The sequence below is a fragment of the Pedobacter borealis DSM 19626 genome (assembly GCF_000708285.2).
GTDB classification, from domain to species: Bacteria; Bacteroidota; Bacteroidia; order Sphingobacteriales; family Sphingobacteriaceae; genus Pedobacter; species Pedobacter borealis.
Map to the genome: position 1 here is coordinate 25,480 of NZ_JAUG01000026.1, position 24,009 is coordinate 49,488.

At 37.2% G+C, this 24,009-nt stretch carries 18 protein-coding genes and 1 tRNA gene; all 19 read right to left on the reverse strand.

The window, feature by feature from the left end; translation table 11 throughout:
* Nucleotides 1–888: a hypothetical protein gene (locus AW17_RS09665; RefSeq protein ID WP_029275931.1), complete on the reverse strand. Its 888-nt coding sequence runs from the start codon at nucleotides 886–888 to the stop codon at nucleotides 1–3.
* Between the two features lie 114 nt (nucleotides 889–1,002).
* A complete protein-coding gene (locus AW17_RS09670) occupies nucleotides 1,003–2,160 on the reverse strand; it encodes a TlpA disulfide reductase family protein (protein ID WP_167343660.1) in 1,158 nt (385 codons plus the stop codon).
* Nucleotides 2,161–2,218: 58 nt separating this feature from the next.
* Nucleotides 2,219–3,373: a TlpA disulfide reductase family protein gene (locus AW17_RS09675; protein WP_029275933.1), complete on the reverse strand. Its 1,155-nt coding sequence runs from the start codon at nucleotides 3,371–3,373 to the stop codon at nucleotides 2,219–2,221.
* A 6-nt stretch (nucleotides 3,374–3,379) separates the two neighbouring features.
* Complete coding sequence (locus AW17_RS09680) at nucleotides 3,380–4,342, reverse strand: TraB/GumN family protein (RefSeq protein ID WP_167343661.1); 963 nt, start codon at nucleotides 4,340–4,342, stop codon at nucleotides 3,380–3,382.
* 17 nt (nucleotides 4,343–4,359) lie between these two features.
* Entirely contained in the window at nucleotides 4,360–6,423 is a 2,064-nt protein-coding gene (locus AW17_RS09685) for a carboxy terminal-processing peptidase (protein ID WP_029275935.1), read from the reverse strand.
* A 71-nt stretch (nucleotides 6,424–6,494) separates the two neighbouring features.
* Nucleotides 6,495–7,781 (reverse strand): TlpA family protein disulfide reductase, encoded by a 1,287-nt coding sequence (locus AW17_RS09690; RefSeq protein WP_051691736.1) that lies wholly within the window; start codon nucleotides 7,779–7,781, stop codon nucleotides 6,495–6,497.
* Nucleotides 7,782–7,821: 40 nt separating this feature from the next.
* A complete protein-coding gene (locus tag AW17_RS09695; protein WP_051691737.1) occupies nucleotides 7,822–9,498 on the reverse strand; it encodes a RagB/SusD family nutrient uptake outer membrane protein in 1,677 nt (558 codons plus the stop codon).
* Nucleotides 9,499–9,526: 28 nt separating this feature from the next.
* A complete protein-coding gene (locus AW17_RS09700; RefSeq protein WP_167343662.1) occupies nucleotides 9,527–12,967 on the reverse strand; it encodes a TonB-dependent receptor in 3,441 nt (1,146 codons plus the stop codon).
* 336 nt (nucleotides 12,968–13,303) lie between these two features.
* The gene (locus AW17_RS09705; RefSeq protein WP_083488673.1) at nucleotides 13,304–14,542 is read right to left on the reverse strand and encodes a FecR family protein; all 1,239 of its coding nucleotides are present in this window, start codon (nucleotides 14,540–14,542) and stop codon (nucleotides 13,304–13,306) included.
* 594 nt (nucleotides 14,543–15,136) lie between these two features.
* On the reverse strand, nucleotides 15,137–15,727 hold the full coding sequence (locus tag AW17_RS09710; protein WP_029275940.1) for an RNA polymerase sigma factor: 591 nt from the start codon (nucleotides 15,725–15,727) through the stop codon (nucleotides 15,137–15,139).
* Between the two features lie 1,587 nt (nucleotides 15,728–17,314).
* On the reverse strand, nucleotides 17,315–17,803 hold the full coding sequence (locus AW17_RS09715) for a putative adhesin (protein WP_029275941.1): 489 nt from the start codon (nucleotides 17,801–17,803) through the stop codon (nucleotides 17,315–17,317).
* 136 nt (nucleotides 17,804–17,939) lie between these two features.
* Entirely contained in the window at nucleotides 17,940–19,337 is a 1,398-nt protein-coding gene (locus AW17_RS09720) for a thiol-activated cytolysin family protein (protein WP_029275942.1), read from the reverse strand.
* 63 nt (nucleotides 19,338–19,400) lie between these two features.
* Nucleotides 19,401–19,643: a hypothetical protein gene (locus AW17_RS09725; protein WP_029275943.1), complete on the reverse strand. Its 243-nt coding sequence runs from the start codon at nucleotides 19,641–19,643 to the stop codon at nucleotides 19,401–19,403.
* A 197-nt stretch (nucleotides 19,644–19,840) separates the two neighbouring features.
* Entirely contained in the window at nucleotides 19,841–20,521 is a 681-nt protein-coding gene (locus AW17_RS09730) for a response regulator transcription factor (protein WP_051691739.1), read from the reverse strand.
* Nucleotides 20,521–21,294 (reverse strand): sensor histidine kinase, encoded by a 774-nt coding sequence (locus tag AW17_RS09735; protein ID WP_029275945.1) that lies wholly within the window; start codon nucleotides 21,292–21,294, stop codon nucleotides 20,521–20,523. The genes AW17_RS09730 and AW17_RS09735 overlap by 1 nt, the downstream gene beginning before the upstream one ends.
* Nucleotides 21,291–21,929 (reverse strand): hypothetical protein, encoded by a 639-nt coding sequence (locus AW17_RS24435; RefSeq protein ID WP_029275946.1) that lies wholly within the window; start codon nucleotides 21,927–21,929, stop codon nucleotides 21,291–21,293. The genes AW17_RS09735 and AW17_RS24435 overlap by 4 nt, the downstream gene beginning before the upstream one ends.
* The gene (locus tag AW17_RS09745; RefSeq protein ID WP_157280254.1) at nucleotides 21,929–22,438 is read right to left on the reverse strand and encodes a hypothetical protein; all 510 of its coding nucleotides are present in this window, start codon (nucleotides 22,436–22,438) and stop codon (nucleotides 21,929–21,931) included. The genes AW17_RS24435 and AW17_RS09745 overlap by 1 nt, the downstream gene beginning before the upstream one ends.
* Nucleotides 22,439–22,902: 464 nt before the next feature.
* Nucleotides 22,903–22,974, reverse strand: a tRNA-Arg gene (locus AW17_RS09750).
* A 503-nt stretch (nucleotides 22,975–23,477) separates the two neighbouring features.
* Nucleotides 23,478–23,744: a hypothetical protein gene (locus AW17_RS09755; protein WP_029275948.1), complete on the reverse strand. Its 267-nt coding sequence runs from the start codon at nucleotides 23,742–23,744 to the stop codon at nucleotides 23,478–23,480.
* Nucleotides 23,745–24,009: the final 265 nt, after the last annotated feature.

Consider the following 24,009-nt stretch of genomic DNA (forward strand, 5'->3'; position numbering starts at 1 on the left):
TTATTGCAGCTTTTTAATTGTAAACAAATTCAACTTAGTTATAATCCATTTGTCTTCGCCCTTATCTGACTTCATAACCTCATTACCATTTTCCTCGCTTTTACTGTTTATTAAAAGCCCCGTTGTTTGATCTACCGATGCCGTTCCTTTTGCGGTAAAATTGCCCGAAAAATTGAAGTCAGCACCGTTCGGTGTCCCATCGGCCGATCGCTTCGATGCCATATCGATAAAAATTATGCGCCCCTCAATGCGGTTAATCGTATAAATAGTATTCACTATCTGATTAACACCATCTGTATTCACAGATAAGTTGGCGTCCCACTTTAAACCTGTTACCAATTGAGCATCGGGAATACCCCCTCCAAATATTTTTTTAACGAACCTATACAATTCGTCATCCGTTTGGGGAAATAAACTTACATCCGGTTCCAAATCCTTAGGCCGCGACAGATTCTCTAGATCTGGCTTTTCTTTGATGCCTGTAACTTTTCGAGTGTCGGTTGTAATGGTAAACACATAGCTTTTACCAAGAATATTTTTCACGTTTTCACCCATCTCTCCAGTCATATCTTCTTCCTTTTTCGAATCAAATAAAACATCGTTTTCTGTCATTGGGGAATTTTTACGAGACTTTATATCGCTAAATGTGAGTTTAATATCATAAAGTCCTTTGTCTTCACGTAATACTTCGAATGTACTGCCTAAAGTATTTTCGCTAACGATAACTATGCTATCGCCCCCCTTTTTCATTTTCCGGATACTGTTACTGTTTAGTTCACAATACCACTTACTACCAACCTGTAGTTTCAATTGTAAACCCTTTTGCGCCTTGCTCGAAAAAGCAATGAATACAAAAAGCATGATTATGATTACTTTGCTATTTTTCATTTTTTTATAAATAATTAATAAAGAATAAATGGATTGTCAAAAAAAAAATAGGCTTTATGTATTTTTCTCAACACTTGGTAAAACGAAGTTTCTATATAGGCAACCTATTTAATGTTATTTGTCTAATATTTCTTTCAGTTTTTCATCCAGCTCTCTGCCAAACAGATCTTTACCGATAATAATCCCATTGTCGTCAATTAAAAAGTTACGAGGGATGACGTCTACATTATACATTTTACATACAGTTCCTGCTTTATCCCACACATTTATCCAAGTCATTTTATCGTCCTCAATAGCTTTTAACCATGCTTCCCTACTTGCTTCTCTTGGCGATGTAATACTTAAAACAGTAAATTTTTTATTACCGTATTGCGCTAATGCGGCTTGTATATATGGATTTTGAGCACGACAAGGTGTACACCAACTCGCCCAAAAATCTACCAGCACATATTTGCCTTTAAATGAAGAGAGTGCAACTAATTTTCCAGCTACATCTTGTAAACTAAACTGCGGCGCCGGTTTTCCAATTTCCGTAGTCGCAGTAAACTTTATATAGCGCTCCAAATCTTTTGCGGCAGGCAATGATTTTATGTTGGGCGTTAGCGCATTAAACGCCTGCATAATTGCTTTGTTACCAATGGAATTGCCTTCGTTACAGCACACCCGTAATGCAAAAACAGACAGAGGAGATTCGGGATGCGCTTTAGCATAGGGATAATATAATTTTTTAATGCTTGCTGCCGCGTTTTGTTTTCCTATTTCTATTACTTTGCCCATGGCTACCGTATCGCCTTTTTCTTTATATGCATACCATTCTTTCTGTCCTTCCCCGGCAGTTGCCCTAAGCTTTTCTTCGGCTTTTTTCAGATACTCAAAATCTTTTTGCCAGATAGCCCCGGTTACTGCAATGTTTGAAAAAGAATCGGTAGAATTGACAGAAATAGTGCCTGCATTAATAAAAATTTTGGCAATATTTTCAGGAGAATACAAAGGGTTTACAGTGGGCTTTTCCCCTTTGGGATATTGACGCATTACTTTTAATGTAGCATCGTGAGGTTGCAATATTTGCACAACAAAAGTATATTCGTTATTTTCAACATTTGCTGAATCGACAACAGATTTCCCTTGTGCGTTTACATAGTAGAAAATAATTTTTTTTGCCGAGGGGATATTTGTCAGTCTGCCATTTAATTGTAGTAAAGCTGGGTATTGAGCTTTTACTTCCAATAAAGAAGAAAATAAAATAACAATTAAAATAACTATTTTTTTCATGTGCTTGGATTTTACGCTGCAATTTGGCAGCATCATTATTTAAATTTGTAATAAGGGGTTACTTTCCGAATATATCTTTTAATTTTTCTTCTAATTTTTTACCCATTAAATCGTTGGCAATAATTTCGCCTTCGGGATTGATTAAAAAACTTCTGGGGATGCTGGTTACGTTATAAAGCTTAGATACGTTCTCCATATCCTGAATAAGTTGTGTCCAAAACAACTTATTGGTACGAATGGCTTTCATCCATTTTTTCGAATTATTGGGCGTATCAGAAGATATGCCTACCACCGTAAAATTTTTATTTTTATACTTATTATATACTTTTAGTACATTGGGCATTTCGGCCATACAAGGCCCGCACCAACTTGCCCAAAAATCAAGAAATACGTACTTACCTTTAAAAGAAGATAATTTCACTTTTTTACCTGCGGTATCTAATAATGTAAAATCTGGAGCCCTAGCGCCTGTTGTAGCTTGTGCAATTTTTTTTAAATAGGCCGCATATTTTTGGCCAGAGGGCATTTGTTTTATTTCCGGCGAAAGCGATTGAAATAATTGTTCTATTTCCTGATAATCTTTAATATAAGGGCCTGCATATGTTTTTAAAGCATATAATGCCAATGGCGATTGGGGCTTTGCTTTGATATAAGGCAGCATTACCTGCTTATTCATTTGTTCAAAAGCACCTATGTAATCACCATCTGTTCGGCGCATATTTACAGAATCTCTTCTTGATTGATAGTCATAAAAAGTCTTGAGTGCCCGCTTTGCGGAATCCTCCCATTTTTTTTGCCCCCTCATTAATTCTACATAATCTTTTTGCCACTTGCAACCTTCTAGCGTAATATTTCTAAATTCATTTTCCGAGCTTACCATAATTACACCAGGATTGATGTATACATAAGCAAAATCTTTCGATGTTCTTTCCGGACGCCGCTTCGATTCTTTATCTGCAAAATATTCTACTTTTAAAATAGCCGCCTGAGGCTCATAAATCCGGCCTGTAAAAGCATAATGCCCATCGCTTACCAGCAACGTATCTTTTACTTGGCCTGCGGGCCCACTATATTCAAGAATTACTTTTTCTACATTGGAAATATTACTAAATGTGCCATTTATTTGAAACAAACCCGATTGCTGGGCATAAATTGGCACTGCAAAAAAAACAGTGATTATGGCCACCACTATTATTAAACCTCTATTTTTCATAATTACTTAATTTTTTATGCCCTCAACGGTGTATCCGTTTTTTATAAATAAATTAATTAACCCTTCTGGACCAAATAAATGTGCAAACCCAACAGCAATAAATAGGGTTTGGGTTTGCAACTTTTGCTTAAAACGAGGCATCCATCGTTTATTACGCTCTTCGCCTATAATTTTAGCAAACCTATCCGTAGATCCGCCCTTAATTACGCTATCTAATTTTACTGCATCTTGCGCTATATATAATTTTAAGGTTTTTAAGTAACTATTATTTTCTTCGGTCAGATTGTTCAGTAACCTGATTTTTGCCATCAAGTCTTTTGCCTGCTGCTGATAAGGTATGCTATCTATAAACCCCAATTGCTCTTTGTAAGTAGAAATGCCGCTTATTTTTTTATCATTTTCTTTACCCAATGTTGAAATAACATCTTCCATATTGCTTATCTCTTTGTGGCAGGGTAATAAAGCCACGCTAATCATTGAACTAAAAAGCGAAGGCTTCAGCGTGTTTATCGCTTCTTTCGGAATCCCAATCTCTGGGTGGTTTTGATAATAATTGTTTACCGTATCCATTTCCTTTGAAGTTAGTAATTGATTAAGCTTTACATCATTAACCATATCGTTATATTTTTGCGCAATAATCATTTGTGCCGAATTGCTCATGTAAACCTCAAAACAAACTTCATCTACACTTTTAATCGCCTGCTTTACTAAATCGCTTATTAAGCCTTCCGCATCTTTTTTACAAATGAGATGGTTACTGCCAAACAAATATGATGGTTGGGTTAATCCATTGCCAGAGATTTTCCAAAGTAAAGTATTTACAACAGGGGCATTGCTTTGCGCCGGTAGCCTTGTTGAAACAACAAGCCCTATAATTATAATAAGGAAGGTTATTGTTCGAATTAATGCTTTTCCAGAGTTTGTTGAATCTCTTTTATCCTTTATTAAACCTAACATAATCTGTATCATACAATTCATTTAATAAATTATTTTTGCATTAATTTTATCGCCTTAACCGCTAGATTTAACTGTACATCTCCAGATAAATATTCTTGCCATTTTTTGTTGAGTTTTGCTTTGTCTTCCTCATCTTCCACTTGGCCGTTTATAATAAATTCCTGTTGCTTTAAAGTAGGTAGCTCCACTATTAGTTTCTCTTTTAAAAGAGAAACACGTACGGCTTCGCCCAATCCATTGGCGGTTGCTTTTTCATGAGCCGCAAAATTTTCCCAATTTAAAGGTATGGGTTTCGTTTGCTGCTTTTGCAGCCACGTTTTTGCTTTCTGTATGGCGGCAAATTGTGGATCTTTTTTTACCTGCTCATTAAGTATGCGTTTTGCCTTGGGGATGTCATATCCAAAATTATAATAGGTATAATTGGCAAGAGGTACAGTATCTGTTTGGAGAGCACATGGGCGTTTCCGCTCTCTTATCTGAGGCATCTCCATATAGTCGGGTACAATTACATCGGGTATTACACCCGTTAACTGTACCGAAGGTCCTTTAATTCTATAATACTTGCCCGTTGTAATATTTAACTGCCCATATTTATTATTACGTATATCCTCAGCCGATTCGCCCTCGATAGCTAGCGGGAAATTCATAAACATTGATCCTTTGCCCAACGTAGGGAGGCCAATAATAATAGCCCGGTTATAATCCTGCAGGCAGGAAGAAAACAATTCAGAGGCTGAGGCGCTACGGTCGCTTACCAAAATGGCCAAGGGGCCTTTGTAAAGCATTTTGGGGTCTCGATCCTCTGTTACATGGACTTTTCCCTCTTTACTGGAACGTTCTTGTACAATTGGTCCCTTAGGAATAAAATAGCCGGCACAGGTTACTACCATATCATGCGAACCACCAGGATTTGACCGTAGATCGATGACAATACCATCTACCCTTTCCTTCACTAGCGCTATTAATTGCCCTTCCAAATCAAGGGCTACATTATTATTAAATACAGGTATAACAATATAGCCGATTTTCTGATTCTCTTTTTTAATAATAAAACCCCGTACTTTGGCACCAGCATTTGCCATTTGTTCTCTTTTTAGTGTTACAGAAAATTTTTCAGCATTCGCATTAAGGAAAAACAAAGTCACCTCACTGTCTTCTTCACCTATTATACATTCGATAACTTCCGAAAGATTCCAGCCTGCAATATTTTGAACCGCTGCACCCTGCTCCTGAATGGCTAACAATAAATCACCGGTCTTTATTTTGCCTGATAGTAATGCTGGCCCGCCCTTAATTAGCGATAATACACTGAAATAGCCATTTTTCTCATCCAATTGCATGCCTACACCACATATACTTCCAGTTTTTAAAGAATTATTCATTACACTCGCTTCTTTAGGGGTATTATAAGTGGTATGGGGGTCAACGGTGAGACACACTTGTTTTAAATAACCACCTAAGAAATCACTAGTTGAAGAGCCCATTTTAATTTTAGCACACTTATTTATAAACTTCATGTTTACTAAGGCGATCGCTTGTTTTTGTATATTAGCTATATCTGCATTAACATTGCTTTTTCGCAATACCCCCATCGCTTTAAGCACCTCGTACATCAAATATTTTTTTAGTTTACTTTTTTGTGCCGAACTGCTAGCGGGATAGGTTTTGGATATCGTTTGCAAATCAATCGCTTCATTATTCAGATTAAAAGGTTGCTTTAAAATATCCTGGCAATTTTTTTCAAATTCATCAACCCTTATTTTATAGCGTTTCAGTACCTCTGCATAAAACACGGGCGAACCTCCGTTTAATTCGTCATCCAGAGTAAGGGCGTATTTCTTTAAATAATCAATATCGGTTTGCAATAGAATAAGATGTTCTTCATCTAGCGAGGTAAGGTACAAATGAAACAATTTACTCGAAAAGTCATCATTAAACAGAGATTTGCCAATAAATGAGTTCTTTTTGAGCGTTTGGCTTACACTACGAAAAATTTGATTGCCATTATCATTGCCTATCTGTTGTGCATAAAGGTAATTGGACGTAACAACCAGCAAAAAGAGGTTTACGAACAAAAAAAAACGTTGTATCATATTTTTATTTTTACAGATTGTTTGGAAATAAAATGCCTGACAGATTCTTCCTATCAGGCATTTTTATCCCTTTATTTTTTTAAGGCTTCTTCAATTTTCGCTTTTATTTTAGCATCTATATCCTGAACATAACCAGATTCTAAAAAGGTTATCTTTCCTTTTTTATCAATTACGATATTGGTCGGAAAACCGGCCACACCCAAGATGTTGGCTATCGGAAGTCCACTCGGAATAACGCGATATTTAAATTCTTTTGTTTTTAAAAATTTAATTAAAGACTCCTTACTGTTCGTAGCGACACTTATAAATTCTACGTCCTGCTGTCCTTTGTACGTATCAACCAACTTATTCAATAAAGGCATTTCTTCTCTACAAGGCATACATTCTATATACCAAAAATTTAACACGACTACCTTCCCTTTGGCTTCGGCCATATTAAATTTGTTGCCGTTTATATCTACCGCATTGATAACGGGAGCTTTTGTACCCACTAACTTATTTCTCAAATCATCATTTTCATATTCAGTACTTAATTTAGAAGAACTGCTTTCCATAGTTGAGCCGGCATCCTCCGCATTAACCGATGTTGTAGCCATACTTGGCGCATTTTTTCTTTCCTCCATTGTGGCTTTTCTAAACTTAATTGCTTTTACGGTATTTTTATCATCAACAAATGTTTCTCCATTTACATAATCTTTAACATTGAATAAATATTTACATAATTCTTTACTCAACCCTCTGTTTTTATCCATATCACTATCGTTTGTAGTAGTTGTAGGAATAAATTTCCCTTCAGGATCAAAATAAGCTACTCGAGTAGGATTTACGAACGTAGCTCCCATTTTTTGTGGTTCACTCGGCTTTTTTACGATTTTAGTTAAGCCTTTTGTAAATTCTTCGTACTTGGTATTCGGATCAAATTCAATGGGTTTCATCAGTTCTGGATTGTTAATATCCTCCCCATCGCCCAAGTTTTGTACTTCCATGCCTGATTTTTTCATAATGGCTTCTCTCGCTTCTTTTTCTTCGGCAGACGCCCTACGTACCAACATGGCCAATACGGTATTGGGAGCCTCCTTTTTTACATAGGGTATTGGTAGATAATTTGGATCTATCACTTTTTTCATAAACTGATCGCTTGTTAGGGATGTCCCATCTTCAAAATAAACGTCTTTACCTAAGGTGGGGTTAAAACTATTGCCTTGCTCTTGCGTTATTTTAAACGGATCAAGCGGCACCAACCCTTTTAACGCAGGTATATTGTCTTCTGGTTTTTTAGATCCTTGAGCATGAACAGTAACCATACTGCTAACCCACAATAAAATAACTATTGCTATTACTAATTTTGCTTGTTTCATTGCTTTTTTTTATAGTGATTAAAAAATTTTAATTTAAAAATTATCTATATTCTAAATTTTGCAGAATATTAGAATTTTGTTGGAGTTCCATTGCAGGAATGGGAAATATATTATACTTAGGTGTATATGAACGTGGCGCAACTACTGCATTAGAGCCAACTTGTAGAGTAAGATCTCCGTTTGTTCTGTCTACGGTACCTTCGGGGCAAGCCATTACAGGGGCGATTACTGTAGATCCTATATTCCAGCGAACAATATCGAACCAGCGCAAACCCTCGCCAGCAAGCTCCACTCTACGTTCTCGGCGCACCAAGTCTCGCATGGCTGTTTGGTTAGACTGTGCAACGTTTGGCAAACCGGCTCTACTTCGTAATTGATTAATGGCATCATATACACTTGCATCTATCTGTCCTGCTTCTATTTTCGCCTCGGCATAGGTAAGTAATACTTCGGCGTAGCGTATTACCATTACATTGCCTCCGGTATTACTCAGCCCGGCGGTTCCATAAGCGGTACCATAATAATCTTTTATAATACTTAGGTATTTTTTGAGGTTATATCCTGTAGGTGAATTAGAGAAACCCGCTTTATCGTTACTTAAAAAAAGATAAGAATTAGGCACCGGCATTGCAGAGGGATCGGAAGGAGTAATAGGATCAAAATAAATGCCATTATACCATAATCCAGGCCTAATAATACTAGCATCCAATCGTTTGTCGCGGTTCTTATAAGGTTGTGAAGGATCATAGCTAATGTCGTTGGCAATAGTTAAACCATTAATTGTTTCGTATTCATCCACCAAACTTTGTGTTATACCTAATGCGCTAGTTCCAACAGGAAAAATACCAATCTCAGCTAAAACAGTTTTTTCATTTTGGTTTATTTTATATTGTATATCTAAAATATCCTCCTTATTCAACATTGCATTTACATTCGCTGGTCTGAATAGTTCTTCGTACGCGTTAGCGTTAGGATTGGATGAAGTATATATACTGTAATTGAATGGGGCGGTCATTAATTGTGTGCAGGTGGCAATACAATCGGTATATTTTTTGTTAAATAATTCTATCCTTGCTTTTAATGCCAGCGCTGCTCCTCTTGTTATACGGCCGACATCGGTCAAATCAGTATATTCTACAGGCAAGTTAGGGGCAATAGCCGCCAGTTCATTTAACATAAAATCGGTAATTGCCACTTTAGATGTTTGTTTATTGACCCTTGCCTCTGCCACCGTTTGTGTGGCCGTTATTAAAGGTACATCCCGGTAATACTGGGTTAAAATAAAGTAACGGTAGGCTCGTATAAAACGGGCTTCGGCTTTTACTCTTTCCCTTAAACTGCCATCCACAATAGAGCTATTTACCTTATCTACATTTTCCAAAAACCAATTGCAGGTATAAATAGTACCATATTCATAAAAAACAGGGCTAAAACTTATCGCAGCCGTAACTCTGCCCGAAGCAAACAATTCATACAACCCACTGTATCCATTGTAATACTCATTATCTGTAAAACAGTCGTTCCGTAATAGATTATTTGCACTTTCCCAATTGGCATAACAACCGTTTATGGCGGCTATTACATCTTTTTTGGTAGTCCAAAAGGTTTTATCGGAATAAGCATCTTGCGGAGCCACATCCAATATGTTTTTCTTGCAGCCAATTGTTAATAACATTATGGCTATACTTATGTTTATACTATAACGTAGTTTTTTCATGTGTTTAACTTTTTGCCTTTAATTCTATTTAAAATTGTACGTTTATCCCAAGTGAATGTACTACCGGTGCAGAGAAACTAAGTCTGGATACATATGGTGTCGAAGTTTCTGGATCAAGGCCTTTATAAAAATTACTGATAGTAGCCAAATTTTCGCCGCTATAAAAAACCTTCAAGTGTTTTGCGCTTATTTTTTCACATATGTTTAAGGGTAAATCGTAGGTAACCGTTAATGTTCTTAAACGCACATAAGAAACGTCTCTTAGCCAAAAAGAAGAAAACACTTGGTTGGGGTTGTTTTGCCAATACGTGTTATATGCCCTAGGCATGGTGTTTGTTTTATTTTCGGGTGTCCACCTATCCCAAAAATAAACCGATGCTTTCAGTTTATCGTTTCCAATGGCACCCAAAGCATCACCAATATAGGCTTTATTGCCTGTTGAGCCTTGAAATACTAGCGAAACGCTAAGCCTCTTCCAAGAGCCCTGCATCGTCAACCCATATCTAGCAGGAGCGACGTTAACACCCAATTTCACTCGGTCTTTATAATCAATAACACCATCCCCGTTTTGATCTATATACTTAATATCGCCCGGGCCATAATTCGCCGGGTTTATGCCCGCTATTTTAGGTGCCGCGTCTACTTCTTCTTGGGTTTGCATAATCCCATCCGCCACTAACCCGTAAATAGCGTTAGACTCATTGCCCACTACCATTTCCGACCCTGAGCTTAATGACGTGGTTCGATTTATAATCTTATATTTTGTAATCTTATTTTGGTTGTATGTAAAAAAGCCGGTTAGTGCCCAAGAAAAATTACCTTTACGCCCCCTTGTACCCAATTGCATTTCAAGCCCTTTATTTACCATTGATCCCACGTTTTCAAAGGGCACTGAGCCAAGGCCATAACTAAGGGGGGCGCCCAGGCCCATTAAAATATCAACCGTGTTTTTATGATACCATTCGAAAGAAAAATTCATTTTATCTTTCAGAAAGCCTATATCAAGCCCAATATTGGTTATTTTCGTTTTTTCCCATGTAATATTCGGGTCATAGCCATTAGTGGGGTAAACCGCAGGAACATTTTGCTGGTTAAATGAATAATTATATTGCTGAAACGTTCTTAAATATGAAAAATAACCAACAGATGCATTACCCAAAGAACCCCATGTACCTCGTAATTTCAAGTAATTTATGGCATCTTTTAATTTCTGGTTTTCGGCCCACCAAGAAAGATTGGAAACTACCAAAGCAGCACCAACAGATGGAAACAAGCCCCAATAATGCTCTGGCGAAAAGGCCGATGTGGCATCGCTGCGCAATGTATAGTCTGTAAAAAAAATATCGTTGTAATTATAAGATAATTTACCGAATATCGATTTTTGCCCCGTTTCTAATCTACTGCCAAATAATTGCTGGCCCTCGTTAGGAGCGAGACTAAAATTCAATATCTTATCGTTAAGCAAGCCTTGCTTAAAGCCCCCCATGCTATTTTGGCTTGTACTATTGGCTTGGTATCCAGCCAAAAGCGTAATTTGATGGTTGCCAAAATATTTATTGTAAGTGGCTGTTACCGAGTTTTGCAAACTCGTCCCCTGACTTTCTAATTTATCTAATTTATTTATATACGAAGAAAGATACGGTATAACATTAAGTGGCGTACCCTCTGGCCCGCCGGTATAAGCATATAATTCGCTTCTGAATGTTTCCCTACTCGTGTTGCTGTAGCCAATCGCAACTGTCCCATTAAGCGTTAACCCTTTTATGGGCGTCCAATTTAGATTTAAATTTCCCTTGCCGTTACGTATAGTCGTTTGCATAAATGAAGGAGAATTTAACCAAGCAAGAGGATTAATGGCACCCTGGTTATGGCCTGGTGCCCCGTTTTCAAATACAAACGGTATCATAGGAGATAAGAAGGATATGTCACCCAATAATTGGCCCACGCCTGACATGCTACTGCCACTTGGTTCCATTACAGGGTTATATGCGAAGTCTACCCCTCCGGATACATAAAACTTATTGCTAAACCGGCTTTTAAAATTTAACATTGCCGTATATTCTTTACTGGATACTTTTTTTACATTACCATTGTCTTGCGCATACCCTAACGATACTCTAAAGGTCGTCTTGGCATCGCCACCAGAAATGCCCAGTGCATGTTTTTGTCGGTATGCTACAGGTAAATAAAGCAGGTCTTCCCAATTGGTATTATAAAAACCTTTAGCGCCTGCTTTGTATTTATCAATAGAATCTTGAGAAATAGGCGCAAGTTGGTCGCCAAAGCCAATTCCAACGCCGCCATTACCAATAGCGCCACCGCCTACTCCACCGCTTCCACTACTGCCGGGTTCATTCTTCAATGCTTCATTAATAAGCACGGCTTGCTGCCAAGAGGGTAAAAATTTAATCTGCCTTTTCATTTCTTTTACTCCAAAAAAATTACTGTAACTTATATTTAATCCATTGGTTGTTCCCTTTTTAGTGGTAACCAATATGACGCCATTGGCAGCCTTAATGCCGTAGATGGCAGCCGATGCATCTTTTAATACGGTAATAGATTCCACGTCATTTGTGTTGATCAAATCCATATTACCTTCTATACCATCGATTATTACTAAAGGGCTGCTATTACCAAGGCTAAAATTATTCATAGAAGGTTGCGAGGTTAATCCCATGGGGCTTGAGCCCATCTCTAGTCCTGTAGTTTTGCCCCGTATTTCCACATTGAAATTGTTCTTGCCCGGTTGATAATTAGAATTTTGAATAGCAAGCCCAGGTATCATTCCTTGAAGTGCTTCATATATGCTAGTAACCGGCACATTTTTCAGGTCTTCTTCTGTAATCGTTGACACCGAACCTGTAATTGATTTTCTTTTCTGTGCGGTATAACCCGTTACCACCAGCTCATCCATTGCTTTTATATCCTGATACAGTTGAACGTTCAACAAGACTTGTCCGTTTATTGCAATTTCCTTAGAAACGTAACCAACTAAAGAAAAGATAAGGATACCTTTTTCTGGCACTTTAAAAGAATAGCTCCCCTGTTTATCACTAATTACACCTTTAGTCGTACCCTTTAAGGCAATTGTTACTCCTTCAAGCGGATTACCTTTTTCATCTTTTACACTACCGCTAACCAGTATATCAGCACCAATTATACCTGAAAAAAGTTTTTCCTTTGCTTTAATGGTTACGATCTTATTTTTAATCGAATAGGTTAATGGTTGGTTAATAAAACAGGCTTTGAGTGCCTCCTCGATGGTAACATTTTTAAGGTTAAGATTTACCTTATGAGCCTGCTCAATTAACTGATCGCTATAAAAGAAATCATATCCTGTTTGCTTCCTAATTTCCTTAAATACCTGTACAAGGGTAGCATCATTTTGTTTGATAGAAATCTGCTGCCCGTAAACACTAGCATTCACCTGGAGAATAGTTGTTGTTAACAACACAATTATCAGTTTCATAACATTTATAATTTTAATCATGCATAACGGTGGCCTGCATACATTTTTAATGTAAAATTTCATACTTTTGGTTGAGTTTAAGTTCGTCAAGTGAGCCTGATTTAATGGTTCGGCAACACTTTACAAGGGTTCATTAATAATGTGTAAAAGCAACCCGATTAACCTCGGGATTAATGAATAGACCAAAACTTACGGCCGGGAATGTTGCAACATTTCCGGCTATTTTTTAGCCTAACCACCCGTATTCAGGGATCTTGTGAGTATTTTTCTTGCATTTGGTTAGTTTATTCGGTTAGTTAATGATATTTAGTTATTGTAATTTATATATATCAGATTTTACTCCAATACGGTGATTTTTTTACCGGTAATCTTAAATTTAATCTGACCGGTTGACTCAAGCCTCTCTAAAACGGCCGATAAATTCATTGATCGTGATATTGAACCGCTATAAGTTTGGTCGGTTTTAACATTGCTCTGATATTCAACTTCAATATCATACCACCTGTTTAATGCTTTCATAATTTCGGTTAACGACTCTTTCTTGAAAATAAAATCACCGTTTTTCCAGCCCATGGCTTGTTCTACGTCAGCTTGCTGAACGCTAAGCGAATAGGTTGATGATTGAAGAAGTGATTGCTGTCCGGGTTGTAAAAGTTTTGAATTATGCGTTCTAAGCTGCGAAACTTTAACAGCACCTTCTAACAGCGTTGTTTTAGTAACTGCGTCATCAGTATAGGCTTTAATGTTGAAATGTGTACCCAATACCTCTACCACTTGGTTATGGCTGATTACGCGGAAAGGCAGGGCCTTATTTTTTGCAACTTCAAAGTATGCCTCTCCAATCAACGTTACTTTACGTTCATTACCTGTGAATACAGCCGGATAGATTAATGTGGACGCGGCATTTAACCACACCTTAGTACCATCAGGCAAGGTTAACTCATATTGCCCTGCTCTTGGCACTTCGAGTTTATTCATCATCACCTTTGCACCATTTTTACCATTGTCACCTTGATAGGTTAATTGTCCATCAGCAGTTTTATTAACCATAATACTACCTTGTTCTGCCAAGAGGCCATTTTTAGCATGATCAAGTATTACCTTTTTGCCATCAGCCAAAGTTAACATTGCCTTGTTACCGCCAGGAGCAACATCTGCAGCCACTTGATTATTGTTGGCTATTGATTCTGTATGATGTTGATAAAGATAAATACTACTCCCGATGCCAACCAGGATGGCTGCAGCGACAGCTATGCGGCCAATTGATTGCCAAAGTGTTCTTATTTTTGGTTGATTAGCAACATCCGGAACCGAGTTGTGCGCTTCATCGCATTTGTTTTTAATTGCAGCCCAAACTTCTTCACGAATGGCAGATGGAATTTCTATCCTTTTTGCTGACAATAAAAATCTTACCTCCATCTTAGCTGCCTGCATCTCTGCCAAATTCTCAGGAGCTGATGCCACCCAGCTTTCCCAATACGCCACTGACTCAGGACTTGCGTACTTAACGTATTCCAAAAAGAATTTGTCGGACATGAAATCCTCCTTTGTGTATTGGTTATGCTTTGAACTCATTTGAATTATTTTTTAATTGTCAATTGAACTTGCGTAATCTCCGGGCTTACTGTATAAGCTATCAAAGATTAAAAAATATTAAAACCCATTAATTACATTTAACTCCATCTAATTTACAAACTATGTAAGCCTATTAAATGGCTCAAGTCCTTAACTTTATTTTAACACAGGACACAACAAAAAATAAAAACACCCCAAAAAGGATAAATATTTTTATATTATTTTAAAACATAGGGAAAATCAGATATAAAATCTAATGAGCTCGGGATAAACACCATACTATTTAGGCCATCTCAAGCCAGGGTAATACCTCCCCGTTCTGCTTAAGTCGGCCTGACTGATGCGGGATGCAATAATTAGCCACAACACAAACGTCAGGTGCATCAGGCACGGACGCAGGTTTTTATTCAAAAGTGTTATGTTTTTAATTATTTTCATGAACTCGCCAAAGCCTCGGTTCAGGTTATGAGGTTTCTTATCCCGAACTCACGCTATTTACCATGTCCAATTGTACTGTTAAGAATGTTTAATACAGTATAAGCTTCCCAAAAACACTAAACTAAATGGCTAAATTGTTAGATTGCCGTAATGAATTTAGGACATTAACTTCAGGTAGTAAATCAAAGTTGGCAGTGAAACATGAAGGATATCTCTGAGTGCATCCAAAGCCCGGGCAGTAAGCTTATATCCCCCTTTTATGGAGATATTCATTATTTGTGAGATTTCCTTATAATCCAGTTCCTCAAAATAACGAAGAAAGATGATCTCTTTTTGACGGGTGCTTAACTTATTAAGCGCATTTAAAATCTTGGCAGCCTGTTCTTTGTCGATCTCTTTTTTTATATAGGCGGATTCGGCAGAAAACTCCAGCTGGAAAGTATATTCGCCTGTTAACGAAATTATTCGGTCTCTTTTTTGATCGCGGATACTGTTGTAAATTGCACTCCGTAATGATACCAGCAGATAAGGTTTAAAATTACTGATTGAATGAATGGTATGCCTGTTTACCCAAAGCTTTATAAACAGATTTTGAATACATTCTTTGACCAATTCTTCATCATAGTTGATACGCATTCCATATTCATACAGCATATCAAAAAATTTATTGTAAATCTTTTGATAAGACTTTTGATCGCCGCCAATAATATTATCCCAAATTATACTATCTTCAGTATCTTTCTTCATTACGTTATTTTTTCACCCTGCCAAACGCTTTAAATTATAGGAAAGATAGTTAATACCCCGAATAACTTACCCATAAAACAAAAAAAAGGATGAGATTAGTTGTGATAATGCAAGTCTAGCGAAATTATATTTTAATACATAGCGCACAATTAAAAAAAACACATACATTCTTTGAACTTCGTCAAAATCGAAGAGGCCGACGATACGTCTATAATCCCTTTAAGTGTCATATGATGATGTAATAAAGTATCATCCATTCTTAAAAGAAAGGAGTGCGGTGACAAAGAGTATCTTATTAAAATATCAAATATCTACTTTACGGTACAGATACGAATCATAACAATGAAATATGTTCCTCAGATGGTAGACACCGTGCTAAATTATCCTATTTTCTTAAACTTAATACTATTGCAATCCATCTTTCCTACGTATTGGAAATTAAGAAATTTCTAAAAGTTAATGTTATTTAAAATTTATCTCACTCTCTAACATTTGAGTGTTCGACAAGTGACCTTCAAAACATTAGGAATTTAGCCTTATTTCGCTTAACAATGAAATTCTGACACAGAATTCGTTAAAGTGAAAAGACAGAATTAAGTAACCCATATTTATACAGAAGTAAGACAAAAAAACATAAACGACTCAACACAAATGATTTAAATATTAACTTTCAAGCTTTCAAAGTAGGTTAAAATTGGCAATAGTTGTGCGACTGTAACCCCCTTCGGCTCCACTTAACAATTAAAGCGCTGATAATAAACGCTTTAATTTTAAATAAAGGATTTGAACCTTCTTTCAATCCTTAATCGCAACAAACACATTATCAATCGTTTAAATTATTTAAAATACTTTTTGGGACAGTTTTCTGTGTAAAAATTCTATTTTCTATGGCGTTTTGTTTACACCATTTTTACACCAGAGTTATTTACTATTTACACCATGCAAATCAGCTTAAAGCTAATCTATTATACCCATAAGAAATATTCTGATGGGTCACATCTAATTATCCTTCCATATATCCACGAGCGTAAGGTCAAAAAGAAGTCTTGACAAGTTGCCTACCTGAAAATTGGGACGCTAGAAGAAACAGGGTAAAAGACAGTGTGGGCATTTCGGTAAAAAAGTGTAAGTAAAACTGTAAGCATCCAAACACAAAACCCTTGCAAGCAACAAGCTAACAAGGGTTTATGTTTTTACTTAGTGATCCCGACGATAAAAAATTCAGCCCTAGAACATATTTAAAGTGAATCAATTGTGTTCAGACGAACGCATTATTAATCAAACTGCTTTCCCTTTTATGGATCCTTTAAAGTTTCAGCAAAAGTGGTTCTCCCTCTCCAGAATGCCGTGGCCTCCTTGTTTGACCTTGACAAAACAGATCGCAAAAAGCTAAAAGCAACGATCAATGAGCTTGCCGAGAAATGGAAACCTTATCGCACCTATGTATGTGTCATTTGTGGCACTGGAACGATAGTAGGCTCTCTTTTATCGTTGTGCTTATCAAATAGGCCTGATATTGAATTATAGAGAAAGGTCTTGGGTTCAATCCTAAGACCTTTTGTGTGACTTAATCAGCCTTGCCCATTATTAATAAAGGTCACATCTATTTCCACTAATCTGGCTAGCACAGGCTGACCAGTATAAATTTAATTTCTCATTTTTGGATAGTTGCTCTATTGCCTTTTTGATTCTTACATTAGTTTCAATTAATTCGGAAAGTGAAGTTTCTTTATTAACGGTAACAACATTCATTCTTTGTCCAATAGTTTGATTACCCCAATCTGATAAACTTCCAAGGTCATATAATTTTAAGTTGGGGGCATTTTCTCCTCCTTTAAATACTATTGTTGGAGGATAAATAGTGGAATTCCCACTATTGTTGTCATGATGTAGTGTTAGTTTATCAATTTTCACCTGCTTTATTAATGAAGAGGCTACATTGGTCGTCAAAGTATATCCAATTGGCTGTAAAATATACAGGTCAATATTTTCAGGAAGTTTTATGTTGACAGCGCCTCCTGAGTAGCTTCCATGTCCGAGAAGGACTAAGTCTCTATCCGTAGTTTGTATGCTCATAATTTCATTTTTGAGTTAAATAATCTATTGTTTTTACGTAGGGGTAATTTGAGCTCAAACTACCCCCTGATGTAATTGTTTATTTGATTTTGTTGGTATACCCATCATGGGTATTGTTTTCAAATGGATGATTGTCCTATGAGATGCCGTGTTTAGGCGATAGGGTGGTGCCCCAGATCTTATAGGTTTTGTTAGTAGGTCCATTTTCGGCAACACTAATGGCTTCTCTCCACGGATCCCATACTAGTCCTGTTTTGGCCCAAGCTTTTATCCTAACGTTGTTGGCATCACCTGGTAAATCTACTGTTCTTTGGTATGGTGAGGTTACGTTGCCAGAGTCAAATCGATGCCCAACATTATTTCCATTACCATCTTTTTCGTTCCAGGTTACTTCCCATTTGCCAACATAACCGCCTTCTTGAACTATTCTTACATAACCAGAAGGGTATTCAACACATTCTGTTTCTACATAGTCGGTAGACATAGGCATTACAGCAAATTGATGGTCTTTTAAAAAGTTAACCGTATAAGAAATAGGGTAGGCGGGGTTTTCTTTGTTTAATTGAATTCCGCCCTTAATGATGTTCTGAATTTTACTAAAGCTTTCGCCTCCAAAAAGATCGCTGCTGATTTTGGCGCCCCCACCTAAAACAAGTACTGTAAATGTGGAGTTCCTTGCAATAGCCTCATACTTGTTTTTGGCGCTTGCTTCGATACTTGTTCCTCCAGCGGTTAACATTTTCATAGTGTTTTCCATATCTGATTTTGTTTCGCTTGAATTGGTGTCCATGCGCACCATGATAATACGGCCGTAATCTACTGATTTTACATAGGCTGGTGGATTTTCGCTTGACATGATCGCTTTAACGTCTTCTAAGCTTACATTATCACCAAATACAGTTGCTGGAGTTTCAGGAAGATCAATAGTCGCTGTATAATAGATCTGTTTAAACATGGCAACAGTAGTAGAACTGTTGGTCTTTTTTTCAAAATGGAATTTGTTTTTGATTTCGTTATCGGCCCATTTAGTACTAAAGCCAAGATCTATGGAAAGTTGGCTGTCTGAATAAGCCTTAGTCACAGAATAAGTCATACGGGCTACGTGGTCTTGTCCTTTGGAGAGCACGTTTTCTTGCCAATAGCTCGCGATATTATTGATTTCGGTTTCTACAGTTACATTTTTTGGCTGTTCAATAGTTTTAATCCCATTCTTGTCGAGCCCGGGTAGGTCTACTCTTAAGGTTAATGGCGATTTTTGTAAGGTAATTGCCTGTGGCTTGCCTTCGGCGAGATTTCTGTTGGCAAGAATAAGGGCGCCTGGATAAATAACTCCATTAGAAGGAGAAAGGATAGAAATATCGCTAATTTCCTTGGTCAACTTTTTTGGTGTGTTGGTACAAATAATTACGCTGTTCGAAGTACTTTGGCTTCTGCCCGGGAGTGTTTCTGGGTGCGCACTGTCTACTGTGCTTAATAATTCGCGATGATCATATTTTAAACCGCGGATATATTCATTGATTTGTTGCTTTTCCATTGTTTTAGTGTTTATTATTGGTAAGCGCCTACTCTTTTTACGGTTTTCGGCTTCCCCATTTAATCAAATTACCGTGTACGCGTTCTGGAATTGGGATCTTAGAACTGTGGTCATCTGATCAGCGGCTACCTGCTGATTATTAATGGTAAATCTGGCAGCATATCCGTCGTTGATATAAGCATAGGTTGCGGTGCCGCCTGCTAATTGAAGACGTTCGTCCAGTTCACCGCATGCCGCTTTGCAGGCAATTGGTGATGGATCATGTTTTTTAGGCGAATTTTGACTGCTAACTGTAACTATTGGCATGATTTCTATTGTTAGAATGAGGCCTACTCTGTACGGTTTTCGGCTTTCCCGTTGTCAGTTTCTTTGAAGCTTCTGTGTTTGACATAAGCAAAGTAACCGCAGGATTTGGTCGCTTTTTAGAGGGGAAAAGCCTAGTTTGGCAAATAGGGGAAAAGACCTATTGGCAAGGATGTTTAATGAAAAACAAAGAAGGGTTTTTAAGAGATGACTTCAAAAAGATGATGCTTAACAGCAAACAGCACAAGGCCAGCGGTGTTGCGGCAACCTGTTTTGGCCAAGAGGTTATTGCGGTGCGCGTCTACCGTACGCGGACTAATAAATAGTTTTTCGGCAATTTCATTATTGGTGTGCTCCTTGCAAATAAGTGTTAATACTTCTTTTTCGCGTGATGAGATTTCAATGGGAATGCCAATTTCATTTCTAATTTCCTGAGGTTGCCCTGAAGCATTTTGTATCGCCTTTAATACTTGTGCATTAATATAAAAGCCACTTTTGTAGGTTGTTTTTATCGCATTGATGAGTTCTGCCTTATCGCAATTCTTTATTAAATAGCCACTTGCCCCATTTTGGATCATGCGGGCAATCAGTCTTTCTTTAGCATGAATAGATAAAATAATGACTTTTATTTGCGGATAGTGTTGTTGCAGCTGTGCATTAAGTTCCATGCCGTCCATCAAAGGCATTTCCATATCTATCAAAGCGATATGGGGTAATGTTGCTGTTTGTTCAAGCTCAAGGATGAAGGTGTGGCCATTGTCGGCTTCTAAACATAATTCAAGCTCAGAATCTTGGTGCACAATAGAGGCTATTCCCTGACGGAAAAGTTGTTGGTCGTCTACAAGTGCAATGCGAATATAATCCATGGCAGTTTTAAACATTAAACAATTAAGGTAATAGAAGTTTGAAAGCCTTTGTCGTTACCATAATTGATTTCATAAGTTGCACCAATCATTCCTAATCTACTCTCTATATTCTGCAGGCCCATTCCTTTGTTTTTGGCCTCGGTTGTAATCCCTATACCATCATCCTTATAGTTGATCATAAATAGATTGTCGATTACAGCGAAAACAATTAAAATGTTTTTGGCCGAAGCATGTTTAAGGGTATTGTTAATGAGCTCGGTAATTACCCTATAAATAGCTAAGGTTACATTGTTGCTAAAACCTGCGAAGACATTGTTGTCCTGAAAGATTACGTCAATTTGTATTTTGCCCGAACTGTTCAAATTATCGCAATAATCATGCACCATATCGTAGAAACCATGGGCTCCTTTTAGCATAGGCGATAAATTATGGGAAATGTCTCGGGTATTGGTAATGACCTTGTCAATTATGGCCCTGCATTGCACATTAAATTGAGTTATAGTTGTAACGTGGGCATGGTTCTCTGTGAAATTTTCGATGGTCAGCCTTAAAGATGCCAAAGTAGAGCCGACCTCGTCATGTAAATCCATGCCAATGCGCCTACGTTCTTTCTCTTGCGAGGAAATAATCGTATGTAACAAGGCTGTTTGATGTTGTACCTCGGCCTCCTTCAACAGGTACTGTTGTTGCAGAAGATTTTTTTTATACCTCAAATAAAAAAAGAGCATGCTTACAGCTAAAATAAATGAGGCAGCCATACCTGCAATAACATAGGTATACATGTTCATTTCGATTTTTTTATGGTTAGATAAGCTTTTGTAAAAATAAGGTACATCAATAAAACGAGTGTTGCATGTATGATCCATAACAGCCTATTAAGCTCTTTATTCTTCTGAACATATTCTATTAAGGCAAAGAAAATAGATGAACTAGAGAAATAAAGTAACAATGCAATAACTATGGTAAGATTAAATATAGAAGAGCTGGATTCCGTTGTGCTCAGATTAAAAATCAAAAAATACACACAAAACAAGAGCAATATAAGACTGCTTAAGAAACGAGGCAATACATTGAAAAAAAAGAGAGAATTGGTATATCCGATATAGTTTATAGCCATTAAGGGAAAGAGAATCATTAGTGCGGCCAACAATTTACGTACGGGTTGACCAGAAAAAAAACTTCTAAAAACGGCACAAAGTATGCAAAATTCAATTACCGTATAGAGGTGCAGAAAAGGGAGATTGTTAATTCCATTAGCACCTGTTACGATAGCTATAGCATTGAATAGGGCGGCAATTAATAAATAGTAAAAAAATATTTTTTCGGTAAGGTTCCAAAGCTTGCGTTTATAAATGGCCACCGACATAGGCAATAAAATAACGGCAGGTACAATCACTCCCATGTATAATGTTGACGCACGCATTATTTATGTTCTTCTTCTGGTTCTATCTTCTTATATAATGGACTGTCTGTATCGCAAATATTAGGGCATGGAGTTGTAAAATCATAGATTACAGAGTCGCCTTCTTCATTTGTAAAAAGATCGCTTCCTTTTGGGCTGTGAGTACCAGGAGGAACAGTTTTATCCTTGTTGCCTGCCACAGGTAACAGCAGTACGTGTACAATTCCATTGTTTTCGCCACCTTCTGGTTCTCCCATGGCTAAATAAGCTCTTACTGCATTTATTTTTTCTGCTTTTTTCTTTTGCTTATTGTATTTTTTTGCCACCTTAAGAATGTTTTTCAAGTCTTTTAGCGGGATTTTAAAACCACGAAAAATATCTGAACCGTTCGAATCTACATTCACAACAATTGTTTTTTGTTTGTTTTCATTTAAATGTGCGTTCAACAGCTTAGCGTAATATTCTCTCCAGTTTTTTGCGAGTTGCTCAGCTTCTTTGAGTTGAATGGGAGGGTATTTTTCTTTGTTCATATGGTTGTTGTTTTTTTGCATTATAAGGGTATTGCTAATATAGCTAAAATCTAAATTTAATAGCACTATATGTATTGATGGACAATATCGGCTTGATTTAATTTCAATAATAAGAGTTTGATGTGTCCTGACATTTGAGGATTCAAATCGTCTCAAAATCAGGCCAATACTTTTCCGAATCTGTAACCACCTTCAATCTAAATTTAGTTGCTATAGAATAGAATCCTACAAATCAGTTGTTAATAAACTGAAATATTATTTTAGATACCCGAAAAATAAGGTTCAAAGCAAAATTATTGTCCAAGCGCAACGATAATTTTAAACTTGAAGCTTACCCTGGCCCGAGCCATTAGCGACAAACTAAGGCAAGAAAAAGTCAGTTAAACGACAATCTAATTTTCGAAACGAGGAAGCCCCATCAAACAAAAAAGCCAGCAGTTATACGTAACTACTGGCAAAAGGGGTGGTCCCGACGAGAATCGAACTCATATCTAAAGTTTAGGAAACTTCTATTCTATCCGTTGAACTACGGGACCAATATTATTTAGATTGCCATAAGGCAATCTGGCAATTAATTATCAAAATAATCAGCATTAAATGTGCCTAACATTATTTTAATGGCGCAAATATAATAAAACTTCTTACCTAAAGCGGGCAAATTTAAAAATGTTTTAAAACCAAATTTCTTACTGATTTTTTAGTATCTCACCTTCATTGATTGATCTCAATTCATCAAATTTTAAATAACACGGTTAAGCAATTGCTATTAACATAGTTGACATGTAGCTACAATGCAACCTGATAAAATATAAAAGGATAGGCTTTTTATTTTAAAACGAGGACATTTGTAGTCTAATAACTTTTATTAGATTGAAAAGGTCCAAAGATTAGCCAACCAAAGACAAAACATTATCTTTCAATGCAAGGGACAGCCAAAAAGGAACACAAAAAACTGTCAGTCTATCCCATCATCCCTAAACCACTGCATTCCCTACCTCCAAAAAAACCTACAGGACATATTGCTACATCCTGCAGTGTCTTAGCTGAGCGCGCCGTCAATACCTTGATGAGACGGAATAATTTCAATATCATTTAAAAAGCCCACAAAATCCTGCAGCACATTAGTAATGTGTGCAAGCTCATGTTCCAGGAAGCCCATGGCCACCGGATCCTGATGCAGACTGAATATATCCTTAATGTTGTTTTCGTGCCCAATGAGCAAATCATTGAGCTTTTCGATCTGATCGCCTGTGGTAAGCGGCAACAAAGGCCCTTCAACGCCCTGGCTTGCCGCATAGGCACCCATCCCTCCCGTATTCCAGACCTGCCTGGAACTGAGCAGAAAAAGCAGAGAATCAAAACACTGGTTGCAACTTTTTGTTCAAGTTCATTATTCTTAGAGCCTGTTTAAATTTTATTATAAATTATTGGTATGTCAGTCTGTCCAAAGGATTCCTGTGGAGAGCGTAGTCGAAGACCCGTTTTTCGATATATTAAAAGCAATCGACTCCGCTCAGTGTGACAAAAATGTTAGATAAGTAAAATAATTGTATCAAATTTAAACAGGCTCT